Below are 22,564 nucleotides of genomic sequence, written 5' to 3'. Positions count from 1 at the left end.
ATGCGCAAAAAGTATGCTGACCCAAGTTTGACTGAGAGTATGGGAAATTAAGCTGATAGGTGGAGACTTTCCCTATGCCCCCTCCTTTTTTCCACGTACCGGATTGGCACGAAAGTATCGCCCCTGTACTGTCGCGGCCTACAAGCCCGTTAGGGGAGCAGGAAGTGCCAGCCGTTGCTGTTTTTTCAAGCTGTAAATACTCGCCTGTATAGAGGCGTCCATCAGCGCGTACAGTTCCACCTTTTACCTGGCCGCCAGTATAAATCCCTTTATTATTCACGCTGCGCAACCAGGACGAATCGGACATATACCAGCCGCCACCATAGGTACTGTTCATCCAGCCTTTGCTGTTTTTTGTGACCAGCCAGCCATTATTCGAAGTGATATCGCCGTTGGTTGTGGCTGTATTTCCTGAAATTGCGCCAGAGAACGTACCGTTACGTGCGCTGATATCGCCGGAGAGCGCGGCGGCGTTGCCGTTTAAAGTGCCGACGTTGTTCAGATTGTTGCTGTTCATATCAATCGCCGTATGCATCCTGTTAAGGTCGGGACGATTGGTTATGGAGTAACGATATAAACGGTCGCTTTCCTGCAAATCAGCGCCAACAAGTGCCATTGCAATATGCCCGGTCGCGCAGTTCAGCCCGTAATTTGAAGGCGTGTCAGACCAGCCGCCACCCGCGCCAATCGCCTGCTTGCTGCTGTTGATGTAGCCGCCAAGCCCTTCAATCATGCTTGCTACCGAGCGCATTCCGGCTTCTGACAGGGACTGACCGCCATTACTACAGGTCAGGGCTTCCAGACGGGATGTTTTGCTGTTCTTTGCAATACCGGTAATGTAGCTTTGTCCAAAATTGGATTCAGAAAAACCAGATTTCAGATAGCCTTTCTGAATGAGTGTTGCTGGCGTGATTGTTTTGGGTAAAGAGCCAGCAAGTAGTGTTGATGCATTGTCAGCAACATAATTACGAACAGCGGTGTTATAGGTATTTGCGTGTTCTGCTGCATTCTGCCAGCGAACATTATTCAGATGGTTTTCAATGTTTTCATAAACTTTAGGGATAACCATCACCATTATGCCGATGACAAGTAATACCTCAAGGAGAGATACACCTTTATCTGTCTTTTTCATTGCTCTTAATCCTCAGAATAATATTCCCGGTACGAGTGAGTAAACAAACATTCCGCCACAAAGGAACGGACCAAATGGAATATATTTTTTTTGCTTGTTTAATCCGCCAAGAGTGAAGAAAATAATTCCGCCGATAACGGCAATAAATACAATTGAACAGGCAATCTCAGGCGTTGGAAACCATACGCCAGTTCCTGCAATAAGTAGCACATCTCCCATGCCGAAACTTTCCGTTCCGTTTTTATATGCAAAGTAAAGTCTTACAAACAGCATAATGAAGAACATCAGCATTGCACAAAACAAACCAGACAATATATTGTTATTCCATGTCTGATATAACAGGCCAGAGAAGATAAATGTCACGGTATAAAGGCGTGGTAGTAGAAATGAAAGAAGGTCTATACAAGCCATTAATGTAAGGAAAGCATAGAAAACAATCACTATTATAGATTGAATCAGTGATAGCTGGTTTAATGAAAGATACAGAACGGCAAGCGTTGTCAGTATCAGACAGTAATATTTCTCTGTGCCGGTTTTATAAGATACATTAAGTTTATTTAAACGGAATTTTACTTCATTGTAGGCGTAGCATTGACAGACGATATTTGCACAGCAAAGTATCGCCGTATTAAATATGCTGTTTAGCATAAGTTACCTTACCATGTATTTATTGTAGACATAGCGTGCGTATTTGATTCTTTTCTGTTCGTTACTTTCTTTGAAACCAGCGTTATAACTGCCAAGACAACTCCAGTTTATGCCACATTTCTGAAAATGTGTTGCCAGAATCCACGCGCCAATTTGTATATTGAGACAGGGGTTATCAATAAGCTCTGATTTGTCTTTTATTACGCCAAGTTTTTTCAGGTTGGGGATGTGTGATGAATTAATTTGCATCAGTCCGTAATCGGTGCTTAATATTTTTCCTTTTTCTTTGTTGTGATTTATCCGGTCTGGTATGAGTGAACTTTCTACAGTGGCAATGCTTTTCAGAAGCAGGGGATCAATCAGATAACGTTGCCCGGCTTGTGCAAAGCAGGCATCAAATCGGGTCGTTGTCGCTGAATATGCGGGTTGCAATGAAAAGATTAATGATGAAATACATGATAGCAGGATATAAAGAACAGAACGCACAATACTCCTCCTGTAAACATGGAAAAAATAAGCGCCCGAAGGCGCTTATCCGATGCACATGAAAAATCAGGAATCAGTGCTGAAGGTCAGCGTATTGCTGTCAGATGAGCAAACAGTTGCCGCATCGACAGTTGATGTGGAAGTGTTGTTAATCTTGGAGATTGCGCTGGAAGAACGCAGGGCGTTTACCATTGCCATGCAGTTTTTCTTCGGTACGCTGGCCTCAACAACATTGAAGGAGTATTTATCCGAAGAGGTTGTGATTGTAACGGAGCCGCCCCACGGGTTTTTCGCGCTTGCGCCAGTTGTATCTGCGATCATATCGGATGGCAGTAATCCTTGCGCGTAGAGAGTCTTAATATAGTTACTGTCAGTATAACGCCCCTGGAATTTCAGTGATTTCATGTTGGCAATTACTGTCAGGACATTGTTTTGTTCATTGGATGATTGAATGTTGGATTGCACCATTGAATAGAGTTTATATGCACTTGCTGCAAGTACAACAATAACACCAACAACCAATAACACTTCCATCAGTGTTGCCCCTTTGTCCTGTTCTTTTTTACGGCGTGCAGAAAGAGAAGAAAAAACAGAACGCATATTTAAAATATTAATAGAAGACATAATAAATAATTCCTTATTTATTGAGAGGTTAAAAATATTAGGGATTAGTGTTGCAGGACGTTACTGACATCGTAGAGAGCAGTAATCATCATTACAATAAATGCGAAAACAATTAATGCGGATACTACAGTTATCCAGATTCCTGTTGATTTGACTTTTCCTTTTGCTTCCTCCAGCCATTTATCAGCATAGTTAGACATCATCAATGCATTGTCAGCATTTTCAGAATGAAGTAATAGTTTGTTAATGCATAATTTCGATGGGAAGTCATAACCGCAACTTTTCATTGCCATTGCAAGTGACTGTCCAAGTAAAACATATCTCCTGATTTCTTTTATTCGTTCGAGTAGCCATCTGTTTTGAGTGCTGTTTTTCTCCAGCCTTTCCAGTGCTTTTGCAACGGGAATATCAATACTTAACATGGAGGCCATGTTGAAGAGAAAACTTACACCATTAAATGTTTTATAAAGTGACCAGGGGGGAATGTAATCAAGATACTGACGGCCCGGTCCTGTATAACGTGCAAGCGAATATCTGATCAGGAAAAACAGTACGATGCAGAAGCAGAGAATATACGTTCCGTTTTCTATCAGGAAACCAGACGTATCTGTCAGTAATCGCATAGAACTTGTCCAGCGTTCTTTCGGTGCGAGAGAAAGGAAAACAGGTGTTATGGTATCGTGGACCATATACATGTTTGCCAGACAACCAAAAACCAGTACGGATGGATAAATCATCGACATAACAAGAGTCATTGTCATTTCAGAACGACTTCTGACAATTTTTATGGCCTGAACTAATCCCCCGGCAAGGTCGCCGCGAATTTCACCGCTGGATATTAATTGATATTCATCCTCCTTTATATATTTTTTTAATGCTGAAGATATTGCCCCTGTGTTATTCAGTGCATTAAGGCACTCACAACAAATATAGTAGGTTGCAGAAGACCCCGTTTTCTTCCCGTAGTCTGTTTCTACATCAATCAGGTGTGTAAGAGCACGCTTTACATTTATGCCATCATTTAACATTCCAGATAAATCTTCATATAAACTTATTCTGGAATACCTGAATGTGTATTTTGCCAGCCAGTGGGATATTCCAGAGAAATCAATTTCTATCGAATTGAGTTTCTCAAATATATCTTTTATCGCCATGTCCCCTCCGGGAGCATTGAGTATTTATCTTCGTCAATGGGGGATATGAAGTGTGCGGACAGCGGATCTACCAGGCCATGATTAATCAGGTGTAATAAGTGCTGATTACGGGTAATTCCTCCAAGTTCATAGTGCCAGTATGATTTTGCTTCCAGACGCCCGGACTGACGATATAACTGAAAAAAACGTGCGTCGGGTGAGACGACTTCTGCTATAACCGTCCTTCCCGTTACGCCTTTATAACAGTGCTCGCAACCGTCAAGATTGCGCAACCGGACCTGTTCCGGCAGGCAATTTTCCTCAATGAGTTTCCGTTCTTCTGTACTCAGTTTGTCTGCCATTTCAGCATAAGTGCGCTTACAGTAAGGACAGAGTTTTTGTACCAGCCGTTGACTCAGCAGACCGATAAACAGAAGAGGATCTGCAATCAGCCTGGCCTGAATATTCTCCATTTCAAGGCGCTCAATAATATTCAGGGCATCGTTGGCGTGTAAGGTCGTCAACAGAAGGTGGCCTGTCATCGAGGCTTTGATTGCTGCTAATGCCGATGCGTGATCACGAATTTCGCCGTTCAGTATCGCGTCTGGATCAAGTCGCATAGCGGATTTAATCGCGTCAACCCAGCCATCGACGGAATCCCTGACTGCCGTCTGTATTGCGCCGGGAATACGGCCCTCCGGCGGTGATTCAATGGTGAAAAGGCGTTTTCGGGGGAGACGCATATTATCGTTATGGTTGAAACCAAACGTGCTCAGATAGGCTTCTGAAGCCGTTCTCAGAGTCGTTGACTTACCGGACCCTGTAGGGCCGGATAAAACGATAATTCCTTCCGGGCGTTGTAACATTCGCCTGATTGTCTGGATTTGTTGCGGCATGTAGCCAAGTTCTTCGAAAGTGGGAATATCCTCGCTGTCATCTTTAATCAGGCGGAAGACCGCGTACACACCACCCACGCACGGATAATGCGAATAGCGCGCCCCAAAAAGATTTACAGGCTTCAGAAAATTCTCTGCGATACGTGCATCCTGTGGTATTGCAGGGTCAAACTGCGTACCTTTGATAACATCACTCATTCCAGAATAGGCAGCACCCAGCAATTCCAGCCCTTCTTTACGCGGGATGACATCCAGAATTTCCAGTTCCCCATGCACGCGTGCTTCGACATAAGTGAACTCGGAGCCGTCCCGACCAGGTGTGATGTGCAAATCGGAACTTCCCAGTTTGTTTGCTTTCGCCAGGTAGCTAATGACCTTTTCCTGGTTGCTGTTTAAGTGTTGTGATGAGTTTGAATCAGACCTTTTTTCGCTGTCCTGGTAGCGGGATGCGATAACATCAAGAGTTGTCGAGGTTATATTTACCTGTCCGGGATATTTAACATTCAGAGTGCCAATATAAGCCTGAACAGCACGCTGTCCTTTACTGTTATCAGCGATATAAACCTGAACAGGTTTATCGTCTTTTTCAGATATACTGACGTATACAACATCAGAAATATCTTTTCCGGGATAGTCTGCGTCAGAAAAAAACATTATGTGTCGTCTCTTTCAATAGCATTAAAGAATAAGCTGGCGTTTCTCTGTACCATTCTGAATCCAGACGCCATTACCAGTGATTGATGCCACCTTATAAGAAGTACCAGGAATACTTTGCCCGACCTTGACATCAGTTACTGACCCGTCCAGGAGAGAAATTCGTGCTGACATTTGTTGTGGTGTACCAAATATTTCAATAACACGAAGTGATTTAGCGGCTACACGTTGCGCTGGTATATCGGTATCTGCAAGAGAAGAATACCCGGAAGAGGGTGTTATTGCTGGCGTTGCGGACGCTACACCATTCAAATCAAGATTACGCAATTCACTGACAGCCTTCTGACGCGCCAGCTTTGCTTCGTAAATTACCGTTTCAGCCTGAATCTGCTCTACCTGTAAAATGGTCGGAGATGAATATTTTATTTCGTCTTTTGGCGTGCTTTCAGATTCTGTTGCGTAAGCAAGTGAACTGAAAAAACAGACAGAAATAATTGCTGGTTTAATTATTTTTAACATAGAATGCACCTTTAATCTCATAATTCAGTCTTCCTTCTTCCAGTTTTATTCCTGCATACTGGAAGCGAACGGCAGGTTCATGAAAGTTAGCGAAAAGTATTGAAGGCGGGGTGCTGGTCTGAATCATTAATTCATACTCGTTCCACGGGAGAATTATTGGACGGCCTTCTTCATCTGTTTTTGTGTTTTCAATTTCCTGCCAGGTGAGTTTTAACCTCATTTTTTGTGCAAATGTTGTCAGGCGTTCCTGAATATCTGTTGCCTGTGGCAATGTGTCCGGGGTAATTGGATCAGGTGAAACGTCAAAACTGACAGGAAGAGAAAATCCCCCGGCGCTGCCTTCTGGCAATACAAAAGTTGCTGTGGTTGTCCCCTGGAATATTTCTCGTATCCGTGTGCTGAAGTCCTCGACCGTAACGCCGCTCAGTTCCTTATATGATGTGCGTAACAGCCCGTCATTACCGGATGTGCTGCATTCAGCAAGGTCAAAACGCCATCCGGCGATCGATAAGGGCAGTGCATCCCATTTATCAATGCATTTATCAATAAATGGTTTTATTTCAGGTAAATGTTGCCACGGTGGGGCAATCTGTATTGCCTGTTTGTCTGCCATTTCTTTTGCCAGACGAAGACGTGCAGCTTCTGCCGCAGCTTCTTTTTCCCGGTATTCCTGGTACATGGTGATCCCGTTCCAGAGCAGTATGGCCAGAATGGCACTTCCGCCATAAATCATGAACTGACGTTTTCGGGATACGCGAGTAAACGCCGCCTCTTTCGGCGGTTTTTTTACGTCAATCAACGCAGACAGAGTGAGTGAGGGGAGTGCCTGGCTGATATCCCATGATTCAGGCTGGTATAGTTTCCAGCCGGGTTCTGGTGTTTCATTAAACTCAAGAAATGTTGTCAGAGCACTCATGATCTGACTTTTGTTACCTACAACATCGTTGACGAGAACGTTATTGACGCAGGAAACAAAGCCATAAAGATCACCGAGTTCGCAGATAGCGTATCCGTCAGGTTCGATGAGGGGTTTTATCATCAGTGCCAGTGACCAGAATGAGGACGCCCCTGTGGGAAGATCCTCTTTTCTGATAAATGCCACCATCGTTTTGGTTTCATTTTCTGAATCCTGATACTGACAGGAGAGAAAATATTCAGCGTCGTTTTTTCTTGCGAATGTACGCGCATTCTTTTCTTCTGAAGGAAGCGTTTTCCAGTCCAGACCGGAGAAAAAAGCACGCTTGTTTTTAATAACCGAAGTGAAATTCCGGTTATTCTGATTATTCTCAGACAAAGTGACCTCCAAAAAAACTCCCTGTGTTTTTTCAGGGAGTTTTCAGTTAATTAGTTCACATTTTTTATTACTGCACTGGAGCCGGAATTAAGCACATTTGGTGTAATCAAAACGACCAGAATCGTGTCGCCGTCTTCGCTGTTAATGCCACCCCCAAGTCCAAAGAAGGAGGGGGTTATTACACCTTGCTTACTGGTTTTCCGGTTTGATTGCTGGAATCCACTCAGAATAACTGTCTGGCCTGATTTCAGGTCAATAGTCTGATTAATTGTTTTCAAATCCACATTCGGTGTTTGTGCTTTACTGCCGCCACTTTCGAACACCTCAAAAGTAGGTTTGTCAGACAGACTCATTGAGAACAGCAATTGCAGGTTTTGTGAATCCGGCTGAATGTATGGAAGCAGAGTCATATTGAATCCGGTCGTTATTGTTGCCGCATTCAGTGACGTGGATGATCCCACATTGGCGGTAGAATCGGTTGTGACACTTTCAATGAAGCCCTGCTGATTGGCAATTTGCATAGGGACAGGCGTCAGGTTTTTAGTCACAGCGGAGTTTTGCGTTACGACACTGACGCTGCCTTGTGACGACAGGGCTTTCAGAAATGCTTTTGAGCCAGCCAGCTTACCGTCCACGATGGATACACCACTGGTAATAACATTCCCGGCGGCATCACCAAATGAGCCACCAAGACTCAGACCAAGATGACCATCATTAAATACTGCGTTCCAGTCGATTCCCGCCTGTTCCTGGCTTGATTTCTTGATACTCAGGATTTCAACGTTCAGCACAACCTGACGACTCATTTCATTATTGCGCTTGTTCACAATCTCCTGAACGCTGTCCAGTACATCCGGGGTATCTGTTACTGTCAGTGAACCTGTGGACAGATACATGCGCCCTGTACCTGGTGTCAGCATTGAGGAAACTTCGCTTTTCAGGTCGTTGTACAGCGATGATTTCATTTCCACGGTTGTAGTTTGCGTATTTGATGCGTCGCCAGTCATACCGCCAGAACTTGTAGAGCCGGTACTGCCACTGGAAGACATTGTGCCGCTCACAACTTTTGAGTTGTATGCCACATTGCTGTCCATATATGTAATCGGGAATGAGCGCGTTTCCAGATAGAAGAATGTGATACGACCTTTATCGTATTTCCAGGATATTCCCAGCCGTGAAGATACGGTTTGCAGTAGGGCAGGAAGCCCGGAGATATTCAGCTCAGGGAGTGATGTACCGCCAGAAGAGACTTTTACTGGCTGACTGCCTACTGACGCCAGAGGAACCATTCCATTTGCATCAGGTGCTGGAATTGAGCCTGTCATTTGTTGTGTTGAGCCAGTGCCTGTACCGTTCAGATAGGTCCAGACATCGGCGCTGATTCGTACCGGGATATGACAGGTTTGTGTGATGCGTTGTGCGATCTGGCGTAGCTCAATATCTGAACGAGTATTAATCACAATCGGGCAGGGCGGCGCTGATTGCTTTACCTGCTTTTCAATAATTGGCGTTGTATTAATCCATTGTTTTGTTGAGTCCTGGATAACCGGGTTATTACGAATTTTTTTCGCGTATTCAGTCGCTTTTTGTGCGTCTCTTTCGGCTGCAAGTTCATTAGCATTGATTTTTTTGAAGTTTGCACAGCCTGATAATAAAAAAGAGGATATTAATAAACAAAGCAATTTTTTATTCATATTTAATTAACTCCGGTACTGGAATGATAACTGTGCATCCTATTTCATCGTGAGAGCGGGTTAACGATATAACTGTGTCGAAAAGATTTTGTATCTGTACGCCGCCATCTGAAGGAGTCGTGACAACAATAAGACGTTTGCCACGTTTCCTGGCTGTTTTAATAAATCGAACAATAAACTGAACAACTTTTGATTCCCGTAAGTTGTTACCGATGGCTACACTATTAAGAACCAACGTTTTTTCAGGTGCAGATAAAAAGTCAAAATAATCAAAATTTTCATCGCAAAGATAATGGTGTTTTAGAAGGGGAAGGTGTTCATGGCGTTTATAAATATCACAGAAATCAAAATATTTAACGTCAGTGTCATTGATTAGCAATTCTGCTAAAAGTGTTGATTTTCCAGTTCCAGTTTCGCCTATAATCAGAATATGTTTTTCAGAGTTTATCAAAACATCAATGGCTTCTTTCATCATATTCATATTCATATTCATATTCATATTTATCATATTCGAGTGTTTTATTCTCATAATAGAATCCTGTCTTTGCTAATCAATAGTATCTTTATTGCGAGGATTATTCAGATACGTCTGTTTTATCGTGATTATCAAGGTCTGGATTAGTAATCACATTGCCTCCGGCAACCATGACTTTTTTTCCTCCAGCTTTAGGGAGATAAATTTCTGCAATTTTTGCTATTTCATCCATGACTTCTTGTGTAAACAGGTTTGGAATGTCAACATGATTGTTACGGGCGATATCCACGCGGCGTTTAAACTCTGGTTCTTCAAACCAGATTATTTTGTTGGCAATAAATGGTCGGCTAAATTCACTGGTTATAATTTCACGGATTGCAATATTTCTGGCTTTATTCTTCTTATCCCGGAGAGACACAATTTCTTCAGGAAGAAGAACCGGGCGCTCTATTACATCATCATTCCGTGTACGTGAACTTCCTCCCTTACCACCACCACTGGATATTGAGCGTTTGGATATTTTCATATCACGCACCCCAATCTCTTCTGAAATCTTTTTAGCCAGAGCATTTTTTGATTTCGGCGGATAGTAAATCACAACAGCACTGTTTTCAGTGAATGTGGTCCATCCTTCCTGACCGTACATATCGCTTTTTTGCCCTTGTCCTTCATTCTGAAGAATGAACATAAAGCGAAGGTTATAACCTGCTGTAAAACCAACAGCGCGTTCAATGACCTCCGATTTACCCATTGATGTAAATTCATCCAGGAGAATAAGACACTGGTATTTCAGGTCCGGGTTGTGTTCCGGCAGTTCACGACAGTTTTCATTAACCAGTAATGAGAAGAAAAGGTTTACAATTTTCTCATGAGTGATTAAGGCATCCGGTGTCAGACCAAGATAAATTGACATGGGTTTTTTACGAATATCCCGGATATCAAAATCACTGAAATTCGTCGCTTCAGCAGTAACAGGGTTGCTGAATATATTCAGTGGTGATGAAAAGTTCGTTTTTATACTTCCCCTTGTGCGATCTGGTGCTGACATGAACTCAAAGAAGAATGATTTTGTTTTATCGCTAATCCAGCTACGATTTTCAACTTCCTGTCCCATCCATGCGGCGAGATCTTTTCCATTATCGGGAATCGACGTTTTCAGTATGGCGCTGATGGAAACAAGGACGTCCGGTGCATTATGACCTTTGGCTTTCTGGTCCAGGTGAAAACGCTCCTTGTCCAGCAGGTAAAGCCCTAACCCGACAAAAAGGTTGCGTGCAGAATCAGACCATATAGGATCATCACTTGCCGGGATAAGGATTGCGGCAATTTTTGCCAGGTCCGTTTCACGAAGTAAATCACTGCGACTGACGCAATCCAGAGGATTCCAGCGGTGAGAGCGTATCTGTCCTTTAATGGCCTGGTCGATAGTTTCCGCGTATCCGGCGGGCGCAAAGAGAAAGCATTTTTGCCCTAATTCTTTTTGCCTGAATCCGGCTGATAAAAACCAGTTTTCAAGTTTGATATCCAGTATGACCATACTTCCTGGATAGTTTACGCAGTTGGGGATAACAATCCCCACCCCTTTACCAGAACGTGTCGGGGCATAAAGAATTAAAAATTGTTGTCCGGCGAAATAAATAAATTGTTTTTTGTATCTCCCCTTGAACATTTTACCGATGAGTATTGGTGGATGTTTGTAAGGTGATTTTTTATCCGGGAAAAAACCTGATTTACTCAGGTCCATATCAGTTGCGAGCCGGGCGTCACCGTAGATGACTTTTTTAGGCATAATCCCAATCACGACAATTAACATGAATATGGCAAAGAATATTAATGGAACGCTGAATCCAAACCATGCCATAAAAACGAGTTTTTTATATTGTGGGTTGCCAGAAAATGTTGAGATTACAGAATGGAATGTATCCCACTTGAGCAAAGACATATCAACGGATGAATATCTTAATGCTGTGTATCCACCGAGATAGTTTGAGGCTATAAGCACACCCACAAGAAGCAGTAACAGGAAGAGAATTAACCCCCCCGTTTTTTTTGCATCCATAGTTATCTCCAGAATTTACATTGTGCTCAAAAAGCGATTTTTTTCTTCGGGTTCGTAATACAGTTCAGTCATTCTGGTATGGTTGAAAAAAAGAATGACATCAATTGATGTTTTTATCGTGCGCATGATGAGGTCCATATCAACAGTCATACCAACATCAGATTGTTTTACAATACTTGCCAGTCGTGAAAATGAGGCATAAGTATTATTAGCATGAATGGTACTGATTGAGCCTTCATGCCCTGTATTAAGCGCCTCCAGATAACTCCATGCTTCGTTACCCCTAAGTTCAGCAAGAAAGATGTGATCTGGCTTTAATCGCATACACGCTTCAATGATTTCCTTCGCTTCAACGGTATTTTTTTTGTAGAAAAGCCGGATGTGGTTTGGATGCAGCGGCAGAGACATTTCCGGTACATCTTCAACGGTTATATAACGCCGTTCAGGTGGAAAGATATCTGCAATTGCCTTTGCTATAGTTGTCTTACCGGAGCCAGTCCCACCTACGATTAAAAAATTAAGACGGTCTTTAACTGCCTCTCTTAAAAATTGAGCTTTAGATTGACCATCTGGACGCCGGGATAATTCATACAGGTAGCGTTGCCGTTCAGTCAGGATGGCTTCGTGTTTCGTCGCAATCCTGACATTATCAAAACGCCCTGTTCGGACATAATCATCTATAGTGAAGCGCGTTAATGATGGCTTACGGATAGATATCACAACGCTGTTATTTTCTGTTGCAGGTGGAATGATGATTTGTCCACGTTCCCCACCGGGAAGAACTACCGATGCAATGGGATTATCATGGCTAAGTGGTATTTTTATCTTTGATAAGTTCGTCAGAGTTTTGGCAAGTGTCATTAAATTATCAAAAGTCGCGTCTGGCGCATCTTTAGATTCCCAGCCATTTTTCCCTTCAAACCATATTGTTCCTGGTTTATTCACAGATATTTCTGTGACATGTTCAATATTAAGAACAGACTGGATACCCGTCATATCCAGATATCGTCTTGCGGTTTTACTGTTATCTCGTGGTTGTGATGTATTACTGGTATCTCTGATGTTATTCATATCAATTGCTTTACTGAATTACTGAAGTTCATATACGGATGAAAAGTCGATATTTCGCGGAACAATAACAGACAATACAGTCCCCTGATTAATATATGCCGTGGGGGGAATATTTATCGTATTGTCCAGCGTTGTTTTTGCCATTTCTTTTGTTGCGTCAGATGTGTTTTCGTAGGTGATATTGCTGTTTGAGCCTGTTTGTTGCGTGCTGTTTTTCAGAATATCTAAACCATCACCAAGTAATGACAGCAGCAATGCACCACCAAAACGCTGACCAAAATGATTATCGACCCATGCAGGAAGGCCGGAAGCGCCCAGACTGTCAGTGCCAAGTGCGCCAATGCGCACATTGACATTTTCATCTTTGAGCGTTGTCCAGTTAACGAACACACGGGCTACTCCCTGTGTCATGACTTTATTCTGCTCCCCGATCAGTAATGCTCCTTTACGGGCAAGAAGCACTTCGCCGTTATCCGACCAGACGTCTCGTGTTAACTGACACATTGTGATACCGGGATAAGAGGTTACGATTTTCGTTTTGAGCACACAGGATAATGCTGTTCCCGCAGATAACAGATATCGGCGGTTCAGCACAGGGGATACCTTTCCGTCTGCGTACTGACTGCCCTGTAAATCATCTCTTTCCTGGTTTTTTTCGCCTGGTTCCTGATTGTCGATCTTCACCATTGTGTCGCCCATCAGTTGTCGGACGGATTTTGGCAATGGTTGTGGTTGGTTTGGATCTCCACTGGCGGTTTGGGGACTGCCGTTGGCTATCACATTGACGGCTGTTTGATCGGCCTTTTGTGATGCTGGCGCTGACGGGGCATTGTCTGCCTGTTTCTGTTCTTGCTCCTCCTGTGCTTTCCTGCGGTTAGCGGCATCGAGTTTTTCCTTTTCTTCGATGTTTTTCATCATTGTTGTCAGTGAAACGCCATTGTTGGTATTTGTGACCAGTGTCTCGTCAGACTTCTCAAGAGGTGTTTGCTGAACGACCTGTTCTCGTGAAAGAACTTTAAACAAGATAATGATCACAAATAACGCGGCAATCAGTAATATGATGAGGATTAATATTTTTTTTGGTGCTGCTTTACCTTTTACTTCGATAATTCCGCGATTTCCCGCGTCATTATTTTTTTCATCATCTTTATTTTTCATAGCTGAACTTCTCTACTCGTGTTTTTCCGTTTGACGTACCTTTTTTATTCCACGGACGATTAACGATTGATGATGTTCTGATATCTGCAACCTGATCACCCAGGCGCAAACGGAGATTTTCAGCCACGTCATAGTAAACCATTGTGTTTTTATTTCTGTCTCCGTTAACCAGATGTTCATTTCCATCGGCATCAACACGATAAAGGACCGGAATTTCCTGTTTATTAGTCCATCTCATGCATGTAAATTCGCCATTATCCCATACCTGATAAGGGAAAATTGATTTGTCCCCCTTGAGTTGATAATGACCATTAATTATTCCACCATCAGTGCATGGAAATGGCTTTTCAGTCATTACGGTAGCTGACGGTGGTTTCGGATAATTAAAACGCAGAATATACGTGGGTTGTTTCGTGGTTGATATCAGGTAAAGAGGATATATATGCTTATTGGTCTGAACGGTAACGTTTGTATCCGGTTCTTCTGCTTTTGGACGCAGAAACAGAGTGTTGTCCCTGACCGATACTGACCAGGCTTCTGGATCACCAATTCCGACATCTTTTATTGTTTCGTCTTGTCCGAACTTAATTGTTGTTTGTGCGCCTGCTTTTACGCGCACATTAAATACATCCTGCTCGTTATAATCTACGGTCTGAATACGCCCGTCTCGTTCCGATGGTGTGCCGTACATAGCTGCTAAAGCACCAGGTACTTGTAGCATCGACAAAAGAACTATCGCAGTAGTGCGTTTAAGCATCATTTTATAACCTCTGGATCAGGTTGGTAGCTCAGAACTTGCAGTCCCAGCGGATTCACAAGGCGCTCTTTTTCTGTTTTGATATCTTTATCCCAGTCAAAAGAAATCGTCGAAATCCACTCTGTTGCTCTGTATCCGGGGGCGGGTTTACCAGATAAATCCAGTACCATTTTTTTGAAACGCACCTGCGCCATATCCTTCCTTAGAAGGATTACTGAATTAATCTGGACCTTAATTTTGTAGTTGTTTTTCAGAATGTTCAGTGGTGAGGAATCAGCACGAATCATGGTGTCATAAGCTGAAAACACCTTTTGGGAAGACATTGTTTTTACTGTATCGGCCTGTTCCTGGATAGTCTGCCAGTCGTATGCTTCATAGTTAATGAGATATTTTGACAGGAAATATTTAGTCTCAACATCCTGATAACTTTCCTTAGCATCAGATAATTGAGGGGCAATATCAGTATATCCAGTGCTGTTATCCACTCGCACAAGGAACGGTACAGCGGTTTTTAATGGAGCAAGGGAGGCTATTGCGAAACCAAGAATGCAAATTACAACAAATTCACCAATGGCGAGAATGGTAAATGTTTTTGCCTTTTTCTTTATGATTTCAATTTCACTACGCTCAAAGTCACGTATGGCCTTGAAATAATCCTTTTTTTCGTTCTTTTCTTCAAATTTCTTTTTGGAGGCTTCTTTTTTTGAATGTTCATAATAGTTTGTGTTTTCCATTAATAATCACCTGCTTTGATCTGTTCAATTGCTGTGTTTAACTCAAACCATCCCCCTTTTTTCTGCACAGGATTGGGGGTGTGAGAACATGCACTAATTAATAGCGCGGAGGCAATTATGAGGGGGATTTTCATATTGTTTTCCGTTCTGTATAAAACAGAGAAATTAACCGTTCAGGCGTTTCAGGAGTTCTGGTATCCAGATATCAGGAGCTACATCTCCTTTTTCAGCAATAATCTCATCAAAAATAGACAGGCCAGTTTCAGAGCCAGAAAGCACGGGGATAAACTCATCGAATCCAAACAAATCCATTTTGGCGAAAACAGAAGAGCCAGATTGCTTGATGAGCATGGTCCTTGACTCCTTCGTCAGTTCTTTGAGTTTTTCAAACTCTTTTTCAGTAAGCCCAATTTCTTTATATCCTTCCCATTTTGCATCGGGATTGGGCAGGAGAATTTTCGTTGCGGTTTGTTGTACCAGCGCCGCAAAAATTGCGCAGTTTATGGCGTCTTCCGGGGACTGTGATGTTAACCACATCATTTCACCTTTCATGCGCCCCGCTTTCAGTGCGCTTTTAATCATGCTTTGTGTCATGGGAAAGTTTGCTGGCATCCAGAACTCTTCAATAATGGAGAGCATCAGATTGCCGCCGCGTTGCATGATTTCTTTGTAGAAAAACAGGACCGCGAGTAAAGGTTCACAGGCAGGATGAATACCGTTTTTTGTGTCCAGGACAACGGTTGTATCAAATCCCACTTTTTTATGATGCAGTGGATTGAAGGTATTCCGGGGGGAATCCACCGCCCAGGCATATTCGCCGTTGTCGCACCATTTGGCGAGACGCGTCTGAAGTTCAGGACTGACTATATCGAGAAGAAGGGCTGTCCGGCGTTCTTCGACAGGCATTCGCATAATGCTTTCCACGGCAGCGTTTAATTCAATGCCATGTTCATCAGAACAGGGGTTGCCCTGGTTGTCTCGTGCCAGAACCTGTGTCCAGCGTTTCAGAAATGCGAGAAGTCTGTGCCAGACGGGAGATTCCGGGCCTTCTGCCAGTTGCCACGGATTGCAGCCGGTATAGATACCTTCCTGCAATGTGAAATAGCTCCCTCCGTATGCGCGGACAAAAAGTTCGGTAGAACGGTTGTAATCCACAACAAACATTAAAGGGTCAAAGCGTTGAAGAAAGCCGCTGGCTGTTGCTTCAAATGTTGTTTTCCCTGTGCCTGTTGCGCCAAGAAACATTGCGTGTCCGGCAATTTTTTGCCCGGTAACATTTTTTTCCGGTGGGCTGTAATGTGTATTGAACCAGTAAACGCTGCCTGAATCCGTTTTTAAAGGCATTATGGCGGAGCCATCACCAATAGGATTGCCTGATTTTTTCCCGGAGGAATAATTGTGAAAAGACATCAGACAGGCCAGGTTGGTAATTGTTCTTCGGGTATCCAGTGGACGCCTCTTATTCAGCGGCATATGACTGAAAAAAACAAAAGGTGATGCGAGTGAGGCGCGACTGAAGCGGAATCCCTTACCCGAAGTAATAAACTCAGCAGAGAGCTTTATACCATTGCTTCTGGCCTGATCTGGTGTATCACCGAATACCGTTAATGCGCAGTGTAGTGAACCAAACAACGTAATTCCGGCTGCGACCGCTTCTTTACCAGCTTCGAGTTCTTCCTGCTGTATTTTGGCTGCATCATTAGCTGATTGTAGTTTGTTTAACTGTGAATCGATATTCTTCAGGGTTTTTGTTGGTGACTCAAAAATAAAGGATTGAGTAAGAATAAATTCATAGGGTTGTTTGAGAAGGAAATCCCATTGTCCGGGGGTTGTTTCTATCGGGAAATCCTTCAAAATATAATTCGTTGCGAATTTTTTACTATCCGATTCGTTGTTACGCAGTTCAAGAACATCAGCACCAAAATACCATTCAGAATCACAAATACTGGATGATAAGGGGGTGGATGATAAAGGAATCATGTTATGTTCTGCATTTAGCAATAGTGATAGATAGTCTGCCACCTCACTAATATAAGTATTGTATACGGATAATAAAGAAGCGTTAAATGGTAGAAGTGCTTTTTGCGCCTGTTGTGTCATTTCATTCATGCGCTCGATTCCGGTATCAACATCATCGTAGGGAATCCCAAATGTCAGATACCATGTTGATTTATAGAATGCGCTGGATGTGAACAGAGCAAGGTATTTTTTTGAAAACCTGCTTAAAAAATCATTGTCAAAATTCCATTCTCCATTGATGGTTGCTCTTTTCTTGATAAGATGAGTCCATAAATACAGGTCGCCTTCCTTTCCTAACCCAATCAGGAAGTTTTTAACGCTGTTAAATAAATTTGTAAGAACATTATCGTTCTCCGTCTCAAATGGAATGCCTGCTACAACAAGTGAAGCCAGCATTTTTCTGTCAGAAGTAAAGATAATACTGTCTGTTACATGGAAGCGATAATCGGGATATTCACGAGCAACATCCATATTGTCACTGTTTTTTAATTTGATTTTGTGCATATATGTTACCTGACAGATGAATAACCAATAATTAAATCTCTGTGGCGGATTTTTAACAAAAGCCCCATAAGGTTTAAACGGATGACTCTTAGTGCGTTTGAGTCATTTTCACAGGCCAGTTTTACTATAAAAAGAAACAGCGCACATATGACAGGAATAATTATCCCTTTTATACCCCAAAGGAAAATAGCGGGGAAGCCTGTCAGAACAGCGAAAAAAGCCGTGAACAATAACAACATTAAGGGTATACCAGCAATTAACGCAGGACGGTTAAACCCGTTATAAGTCATGAATGACTCACTGACATGTTCATTTACTTTGTCCATAACTCACCATGAAAAAAGCCGCAATTCACACATAAGGTAAATATGCGGCACAGTTGTATATATGGATTACTTATTTGAAGAGTTCCAGCGCCCAGTTCCCGGCGTAAAGTGCACCGCCAGCGAGGGAACAATAGACAAGCGCCATTCCTACATCAGACCAGCTTTTCTTCTCCATGAATGCCATGATGACGTTATAGATCAGGTAACACAAAGCACAAACACCACCAAAGCTAAATGCCCATGTCTTAAGTTCTGTCATGGTATTTGTTGCGGTGTCGAGTCCACCTGCATAGGCAACGGAGGCGGTTAGTGACAGGAAAAACGCCAGGATAAAATACTGCAAAGTTGATTTGACTTTCATTAATTAAAATCTCCAAAAACATCCCAGTCCGGTGATGTTTTCTCTTCATCATTCGGGGGTTTTATTTCTGATTCATCAGTTTTTTCACGGATTGATGGCACGATATAGTTATTCGCGTTACGAATAACCCGTTCCAGATAAGAAGTGTTGTTAAATTTCTTTTCTTTAATAAATCCTGTTGATTCGTTACCCGAATAATACAAAGATAAAGCGCGGAGAATTTTTTGATTACTACTACCCTCCTTTTGTCTCAGATAATTGTCCGTCAGGACTGCCGCTCCTGCTTTTATATTTGTACACGGGTCAAAAACTGTTTTATTAGTCAGATTGAGTGATGGGAAATTTTTGCTGTATATCTGTGTCAGACCTGCACTAAATCTTTTATTTTCTGCTGTTAATTTTTCTGCATATTCAATAGCTCCTTTTTCATCTTTAAAATACTTACTTGTTCCGTCAGAAACATTCGCTATTACATATGGATTAGCCCCTGATTCAGTCATAATCAGGGCATTCATCGTATCGGGTGATACATCAGGGGCACACTGACTTATCAGTGCTGCCAGAACAGCCGCTGATAACTGCATAAGGGATTTATCTCCTGATATTAAATTCGTGAAGAACGTTTTTTCCTGCGGGGGCGACGAACGATACTGTCCAGCTCATTAGCGCCGGAAAGAAGTTCTTTCAGCGAGACAATTTTTTCCCTGACAGGTATAAGGGATTTTGCCCCCGGACATTGTTCAAAGTCTGATTTGTACAGGTCGTATAAAACAAGCGTATGTTTTACATCCTGTGACAGATAATTATGTTTATTCTGGATGTTACCTTGTTCGATATTTTTGATAACATCTGCTGAACGATGAATTAAATCTGTATAGATTCGGGTGTTTTTAAGGGGATTTATTTTTATATATTCAGAAGCAAGCTGAATAAGATTGCATCGTAAGATAAGGACTTCACGAGTGGCAATATCAAGCTCGCTGAGATCATCATTATCCTGCATGGGTATCTCCGGTAAAGATTTTCTGGACTGAAGTCCGCGCCGTAGCGATATATCCGGCCCACATAATGATGTGTCGGATATGCAGACTCCAGTTCAGAATCCCCTTGTCAGGGGATATTTAGTTAATGAGTACAATAGCCTCTTCTGGAATGGAGGAAGGAACGGGAACGCCCATATCATTCCCCTGATTATCGACAATCTTCTTATTTTTTACTCTTCCTAACATTGCTGAATGTTTTGTTTGCTGCTGCAAAGCAGACATCAGACCTTCTGTATCGGCAGACCAGATATAAACTCGCTTACCGTAAATAATATGATGAATATCATAAACGGGTGTTATACCGATTTGCTCAGATGTTAACGTTCCTCCTGAATTACGTTTGTCTGGATATTTATAAAGATAGTCATTGATAACATTTGCGAAATGGACAAATTCAATTGCTTCCTGTTTTGCAGGAAGCAACTTCATTCGCTGTATGGTTTGGTTATTGTTATCTGTCAGATAGTAACTGCCTATTGACAGGAATATCAGGAGCAAGCTGAAGAACCAACCCATAGCGATTACTCCTGTTGTGTGTCTTTAATTGTGATTACGCATTGTGAAATATTCCTGAATGCGTATAACGGTTTATCTGCTGAAAGATAAAGCATCAGCGTATCTTTTAATGCAGATTCAAAGTTTCCCCGGAAAATAAGAGGAGCATCTATTCTGTAGTTCACAGGAGTATCCCATACAAGATTCCAGGTTGAATTACCACACGGTGAACTTGACGCCCATTCGGTGAGGCCATCCCGCAGCGTCGAACCTTTTTTAAGATTCCAGGTGAGTTTTTCTGTCTGTTTTTGCGGAACGGTGACAGGCGTTAGCGGTTTTTGAGGTAACTTGTCAGAGGAAACTGGTGTCCTGACAGGAGATGCAGGGGTTTTGTCAGGAGATACAGGTGCTTTTTGTGATGTTTTCCCTTTCTGTTGTTGAAAATCAATCAGAAGATGTCTTTTTTCGGTGTTCTTAATTACCGTCAGACCGTAGTTGCGAAGCATTTTATCCAGGACATAAGGCCATTGATCGTTGCCCTGCCAGGATATCGTGCGACGGAAAGTTTTCGTTACCTCCGGGGATATTTCAGCCGTCCAGTCCGATGGGACAATTTCTTTTAATGCTTTTTGCAGCGAGCCTTTACCATCATGGCGAACAAAGTAAATTTGCTTTTCAGGTGTTGATGGGCCTGTAAGCGTGGTGGCCGGAACAGCGTTGTTAGCGTTTTTTTTCAGAAAACCGCTTTTTGACATTAGCGGTGGTTGTTCAGGACGCGGTTTTGTCTGCTGATCAGTCTTTTGTGCCGTTTGTGCCTGATGGTTGTTGCTACTGATTGGCTTTGCGGGAGAGAGTGCTGGTTGTTCAGAATGCTGTTTAGTTGCTCCTTTGGCTGCTGTTTTTATCTCACCAGATGAAGTTATGCTGTTTGTTGTCGGCTTCAGAAAACTATTATTGCTGCCCTGGTTTTTTGGCGCTGTCGCTGATTGCTCAGAACGTGGTTTTACGGTTTCTGCAATACGAGGCGCGGGAGTTACGTTTATGGCTTCCTTTTTGAGATAATTATCATTGCTGTATTGAACAGTGCTGTTTGGCTGTGACACGGGCTGCTGAAGGGCCACCCCGTTATGGTATGTGTCTGCTCTTACCTGCTCAATTGTGGTATTCAGTTCATACCAACCTCCTTTTGCCTGTGCGGGTTCAGGGGCATGGGAACACGCATTCAGCAATAATGTGGTGGGAATAATAATGAGCTTTTTCATGGTTAACCCCAGGAACGTCCGAACTTACTCATGATTTTTGAGATCGCCGCAGGGTCTGCGGTCGTGCATTGATTAAGAAACGCTTTTCGGGCATCAAAGGTTTTGCTCCAGCGAATAGATCCCTTTTTCTTTTTGATGATATTAAAGAAGTCCTTTTCGGCGCTTTTGCATTCGCTCCCGCCGCCGCTACCGATAGCTTTACCGTACAGACAAAGAACGGAAGCACACGGATCAGACGCATATACGGGGGCAGTGAGTGCGATAGCACTTGCGGCAACCATCGATAAAATGATGGATTTCATGGTGTTCCTCCATATTTCAGGCAAAAGAAAACCCGCACGAGGCGGGTTACTTGACAGGTTTAAAATATCAGCGGGTATCTGCCATGTGATAGACGTCGCTGCCTTCTCTTTTTCCCACAGAAATCACAAGCAAAACGACCTTCTCATCAATTACCTGATAAACGAGCCTGTAACCGGATGCGCGAAGCTTAATTTTGTAACGGTCAGTATGACCATGTAGCTTGGCTGCGGGGACGCGTGGATTTATCAGGCGTTCTGACAGTTTCTTTTTGAATTGCTCACGAACAGTGTGACCGAGTTTTTGCCATTCCTTCAGTGCTCTGTGGTCAAATGCCAGTTCATAAATCATCCAGGTTAACCCTTACAATGTCTGGATTTTTCATTCTTTCATCAGCAATTGCGTTGAGTTCAGCGTCTTCAGCGAGTTCCCGGTAGTAGGCATAAAGTTCTGGTGGGACACAGTAGAACGCTGGTTCATTTCGGTTCAGGATTGCGACGGCATCCCCTTCTCCTTCGGCTACAGTTCCCATAGGATTTTTTTTCAGGTCAGTAATACTGGCTGCTGTCGTAGTCAGAATTTGGTAGCTCATAAGTCCTCCATTTGTATCATGGAGATTGTAGCACCTTAAAAAGACTTTTAAAGGTGCTTTTGATTGTGGGGAACGACAAAAATGATCCGGGGTTGGGAATCAACGCACGTGTGGCGTAATGATGACAATCCGGTTCTCACTTTGGCTATCAGCATTAACTCCAGTAAAACCACTCACGATAAGGGGCTGGTCCGGTTTGAGTAAAATATTCTGCTTGTGGATTTGCCCCTATATTTCCAGACACCTGTTATCACTTAACCCATTACTGGCCTGCTGCCGCAGATATTCCCGTGGCGAGCGATAACCCAGTGCACTATGCGGGTGCCAT

The 22,564-nt window shown here is 42.9% G+C and carries 25 protein-coding genes; all 25 read right to left on the bottom strand.

The window, feature by feature from the left end; genetic code table 11:
- Positions 1–1,132: shufflon system plasmid conjugative transfer pilus tip adhesin PilV (gene pilV / locus ACJHYD_RS24100; protein WP_410226416.1), on the bottom strand; the 1,132-nt coding region annotated here is incomplete at its 3' end.
- Positions 1,133–1,144: 12 nt separating this feature from the next.
- Positions 1,145–1,780: an A24 family peptidase gene (locus tag ACJHYD_RS24095; RefSeq protein WP_000934978.1), complete on the bottom strand. Its 636-nt coding sequence runs from the start codon at positions 1,778–1,780 to the stop codon at positions 1,145–1,147.
- Positions 1,781–1,783: 3 nt separating this feature from the next.
- The gene (locus tag ACJHYD_RS24090; RefSeq protein ID WP_001258095.1) at positions 1,784–2,266 is read right to left on the bottom strand and encodes a lytic transglycosylase domain-containing protein; all 483 of its coding nucleotides are present in this window, start codon (positions 2,264–2,266) and stop codon (positions 1,784–1,786) included.
- Between the two features lie 66 nt (positions 2,267–2,332).
- A complete protein-coding gene (locus tag ACJHYD_RS24085) occupies positions 2,333–2,890 on the bottom strand; it encodes a type 4 pilus major pilin (protein WP_000095049.1) in 558 nt (185 codons plus the stop codon).
- 44 nt (positions 2,891–2,934) lie between these two features.
- Entirely contained in the window at positions 2,935–4,044 is a 1,110-nt protein-coding gene (locus tag ACJHYD_RS24080; protein ID WP_000974902.1) for a type II secretion system F family protein, read from the bottom strand.
- The gene (locus ACJHYD_RS24075; RefSeq protein ID WP_000466227.1) at positions 4,035–5,573 is read right to left on the bottom strand and encodes a GspE/PulE family protein; all 1,539 of its coding nucleotides are present in this window, start codon (positions 5,571–5,573) and stop codon (positions 4,035–4,037) included. Before ACJHYD_RS24075 ends, ACJHYD_RS24080 begins: the two co-directional genes overlap by 10 nt.
- Before the next feature lie 24 nt (positions 5,574–5,597).
- On the bottom strand, positions 5,598–6,092 hold the full coding sequence (gene pilP, locus ACJHYD_RS24070; protein ID WP_020245536.1) for a type IV pilus biogenesis protein PilP: 495 nt from the start codon (positions 6,090–6,092) through the stop codon (positions 5,598–5,600).
- Positions 6,076–7,386: a type 4b pilus protein PilO2 gene (pilO2, locus tag ACJHYD_RS24065; protein ID WP_001454111.1), complete on the bottom strand. Its 1,311-nt coding sequence runs from the start codon at positions 7,384–7,386 to the stop codon at positions 6,076–6,078. The genes pilP and pilO2 overlap by 17 nt, the downstream gene beginning before the upstream one ends.
- 50 nt (positions 7,387–7,436) lie before the next feature.
- Entirely contained in the window at positions 7,437–9,080 is a 1,644-nt protein-coding gene (locus tag ACJHYD_RS24060) for a PilN family type IVB pilus formation outer membrane protein (protein ID WP_063084537.1), read from the bottom strand.
- Positions 9,073–9,609, bottom strand: a complete 537-nt coding sequence (locus ACJHYD_RS24055) for a sigma 54-interacting transcriptional regulator (protein ID WP_001220543.1) — start codon at positions 9,607–9,609, stop codon at positions 9,073–9,075. Before ACJHYD_RS24055 ends, ACJHYD_RS24060 begins: the two co-directional genes overlap by 8 nt.
- Positions 9,610–9,655: 46 nt before the next feature.
- Positions 9,656–11,614, bottom strand: a complete 1,959-nt coding sequence (locus ACJHYD_RS24050) for a type IV secretory system conjugative DNA transfer family protein (protein WP_072652803.1) — start codon at positions 11,612–11,614, stop codon at positions 9,656–9,658.
- A gap of 15 nt (positions 11,615–11,629) precedes the next feature.
- Positions 11,630–12,685 carry a P-type DNA transfer ATPase VirB11 gene (virB11, locus tag ACJHYD_RS24045; protein ID WP_001059977.1) on the bottom strand — a complete coding sequence of 352 codons (1,056 nt, stop codon included), beginning with the start codon at positions 12,683–12,685 and terminating at the stop codon, positions 11,630–11,632.
- A gap of 18 nt (positions 12,686–12,703) precedes the next feature.
- Entirely contained in the window at positions 12,704–13,843 is a 1,140-nt protein-coding gene (locus tag ACJHYD_RS24040; RefSeq protein WP_000790640.1) for a TrbI/VirB10 family protein, read from the bottom strand.
- Positions 13,833–14,534 (bottom strand): TrbG/VirB9 family P-type conjugative transfer protein, encoded by a 702-nt coding sequence (locus ACJHYD_RS24035; protein ID WP_000274524.1) that lies wholly within the window; start codon positions 14,532–14,534, stop codon positions 13,833–13,835. The genes ACJHYD_RS24040 and ACJHYD_RS24035 overlap by 11 nt, the downstream gene beginning before the upstream one ends.
- A gap of 65 nt (positions 14,535–14,599) precedes the next feature.
- A complete protein-coding gene (locus tag ACJHYD_RS24030) occupies positions 14,600–15,334 on the bottom strand; it encodes a virB8 family protein (protein WP_000432282.1) in 735 nt (244 codons plus the stop codon).
- A gap of 165 nt (positions 15,335–15,499) precedes the next feature.
- Entirely contained in the window at positions 15,500–17,857 is a 2,358-nt protein-coding gene (locus ACJHYD_RS24025; protein WP_000548955.1) for a VirB4 family type IV secretion system protein, read from the bottom strand.
- 5 nt (positions 17,858–17,862) lie between these two features.
- A complete protein-coding gene (locus ACJHYD_RS24020) occupies positions 17,863–18,183 on the bottom strand; it encodes a VirB3 family type IV secretion system protein (protein WP_000362080.1) in 321 nt (106 codons plus the stop codon).
- A 70-nt stretch (positions 18,184–18,253) separates the two neighbouring features.
- Positions 18,254–18,544 (bottom strand): conjugal transfer protein, encoded by a 291-nt coding sequence (locus ACJHYD_RS24015; protein ID WP_000865479.1) that lies wholly within the window; start codon positions 18,542–18,544, stop codon positions 18,254–18,256.
- Positions 18,544–19,128, bottom strand: a complete 585-nt coding sequence (locus ACJHYD_RS24010) for a lytic transglycosylase domain-containing protein (RefSeq protein ID WP_001177113.1) — start codon at positions 19,126–19,128, stop codon at positions 18,544–18,546. The genes ACJHYD_RS24015 and ACJHYD_RS24010 overlap by 1 nt, the downstream gene beginning before the upstream one ends.
- A 20-nt stretch (positions 19,129–19,148) precedes the next feature.
- Complete coding sequence (locus ACJHYD_RS24005; RefSeq protein ID WP_001153665.1) at positions 19,149–19,547, bottom strand: hypothetical protein; 399 nt, start codon at positions 19,545–19,547, stop codon at positions 19,149–19,151.
- A 118-nt stretch (positions 19,548–19,665) separates the two neighbouring features.
- The gene (gene pilM / locus ACJHYD_RS24000) at positions 19,666–20,103 is read right to left on the bottom strand and encodes a type IV pilus biogenesis protein PilM (protein WP_000539665.1); all 438 of its coding nucleotides are present in this window, start codon (positions 20,101–20,103) and stop codon (positions 19,666–19,668) included.
- A 5-nt stretch (positions 20,104–20,108) separates the two neighbouring features.
- The gene (locus tag ACJHYD_RS23995) at positions 20,109–21,344 is read right to left on the bottom strand and encodes a TcpQ domain-containing protein (RefSeq protein WP_072652802.1); all 1,236 of its coding nucleotides are present in this window, start codon (positions 21,342–21,344) and stop codon (positions 20,109–20,111) included.
- A 2-nt stretch (positions 21,345–21,346) separates the two neighbouring features.
- Positions 21,347–21,646, bottom strand: a complete 300-nt coding sequence (locus tag ACJHYD_RS23990; RefSeq protein ID WP_000835764.1) for a TrbM/KikA/MpfK family conjugal transfer protein — start codon at positions 21,644–21,646, stop codon at positions 21,347–21,349.
- A 67-nt stretch (positions 21,647–21,713) separates the two neighbouring features.
- Positions 21,714–21,995: a type II toxin-antitoxin system RelE family toxin gene (locus ACJHYD_RS23985; RefSeq protein WP_000638823.1), complete on the bottom strand. Its 282-nt coding sequence runs from the start codon at positions 21,993–21,995 to the stop codon at positions 21,714–21,716.
- Positions 21,985–22,236 (bottom strand): type II toxin-antitoxin system Phd/YefM family antitoxin, encoded by a 252-nt coding sequence (locus ACJHYD_RS23980; protein ID WP_000121741.1) that lies wholly within the window; start codon positions 22,234–22,236, stop codon positions 21,985–21,987. The genes ACJHYD_RS23985 and ACJHYD_RS23980 overlap by 11 nt, the downstream gene beginning before the upstream one ends.
- Positions 22,237–22,564: the final 328 nt, after the last annotated feature.

Source organism: Escherichia sp. WS1368 (assembly GCF_046487485.1).
Lineage (GTDB): Bacteria > Pseudomonadota > Gammaproteobacteria > Enterobacterales > Enterobacteriaceae > Escherichia > Escherichia coli.
Note: the sequence above shows the minus strand (reverse complement) of the source record. Positions and strands in the feature narration are given on the sequence as shown.

Coding starts and splice junctions, on each gene's coding strand:
- ACJHYD_RS24095 (WP_000934978.1), bottom strand. CDS start 1,780: ATGCTAAACAGCATATTTAATACGGCGATACTTTGCTGTGCAAATATC.
- ACJHYD_RS24085 (WP_000095049.1), bottom strand. CDS start 2,890: ATGTCTTCTATTAATATTTTAAATATGCGTTCTGTTTTTTCTTCTCTT.
- ACJHYD_RS24080 (WP_000974902.1), bottom strand. CDS start 4,044: ATGGCGATAAAAGATATATTTGAGAAACTCAATTCGATAGAAATTGAT.
- ACJHYD_RS24075 (WP_000466227.1), bottom strand. CDS start 5,573: ATGTTTTTTTCTGACGCAGACTATCCCGGAAAAGATATTTCTGATGTT.
- pilP (WP_020245536.1), bottom strand. CDS start 6,092: ATGTTAAAAATAATTAAACCAGCAATTATTTCTGTCTGTTTTTTCAGT.
- ACJHYD_RS24060 (WP_063084537.1), bottom strand. CDS start 9,080: ATGAATAAAAAATTGCTTTGTTTATTAATATCCTCTTTTTTATTATCA.
- ACJHYD_RS24055 (WP_001220543.1), bottom strand. CDS start 9,609: ATGAGAATAAAACACTCGAATATGATAAATATGAATATGAATATGAAT.
- ACJHYD_RS24050 (WP_072652803.1), bottom strand. CDS start 11,614: ATGGATGCAAAAAAAACGGGGGGGTTAATTCTCTTCCTGTTACTGCTT.
- virB11 (WP_001059977.1), bottom strand. CDS start 12,685: ATGAATAACATCAGAGATACCAGTAATACATCACAACCACGAGATAAC.
- ACJHYD_RS24040 (WP_000790640.1), bottom strand. CDS start 13,843: ATGAAAAATAAAGATGATGAAAAAAATAATGACGCGGGAAATCGCGGA.
- ACJHYD_RS24035 (WP_000274524.1), bottom strand. CDS start 14,534: ATGTACGGCACACCATCGGAACGAGACGGGCGTATTCAGACCGTAGAT.
- ACJHYD_RS24030 (WP_000432282.1), bottom strand. CDS start 15,334: ATGGAAAACACAAACTATTATGAACATTCAAAAAAAGAAGCCTCCAAA.
- ACJHYD_RS24025 (WP_000548955.1), bottom strand. CDS start 17,857: ATGCACAAAATCAAATTAAAAAACAGTGACAATATGGATGTTGCTCGT.
- ACJHYD_RS24020 (WP_000362080.1), bottom strand. CDS start 18,183: ATGGACAAAGTAAATGAACATGTCAGTGAGTCATTCATGACTTATAAC.
- ACJHYD_RS24015 (WP_000865479.1), bottom strand. CDS start 18,544: ATGAAAGTCAAATCAACTTTGCAGTATTTTATCCTGGCGTTTTTCCTG.
- ACJHYD_RS24010 (WP_001177113.1), bottom strand. CDS start 19,128: ATGCAGTTATCAGCGGCTGTTCTGGCAGCACTGATAAGTCAGTGTGCC.
- ACJHYD_RS24005 (WP_001153665.1), bottom strand. CDS start 19,547: ATGCAGGATAATGATGATCTCAGCGAGCTTGATATTGCCACTCGTGAA.
- pilM (WP_000539665.1), bottom strand. CDS start 20,103: ATGGGTTGGTTCTTCAGCTTGCTCCTGATATTCCTGTCAATAGGCAGT.
- ACJHYD_RS23995 (WP_072652802.1), bottom strand. CDS start 21,344: ATGAAAAAGCTCATTATTATTCCCACCACATTATTGCTGAATGCGTGT.
- ACJHYD_RS23990 (WP_000835764.1), bottom strand. CDS start 21,646: ATGAAATCCATCATTTTATCGATGGTTGCCGCAAGTGCTATCGCACTC.
- ACJHYD_RS23985 (WP_000638823.1), bottom strand. CDS start 21,995: ATGATTTATGAACTGGCATTTGACCACAGAGCACTGAAGGAATGGCAA.
- ACJHYD_RS23980 (WP_000121741.1), bottom strand. CDS start 22,236: ATGAGCTACCAAATTCTGACTACGACAGCAGCCAGTATTACTGACCTG.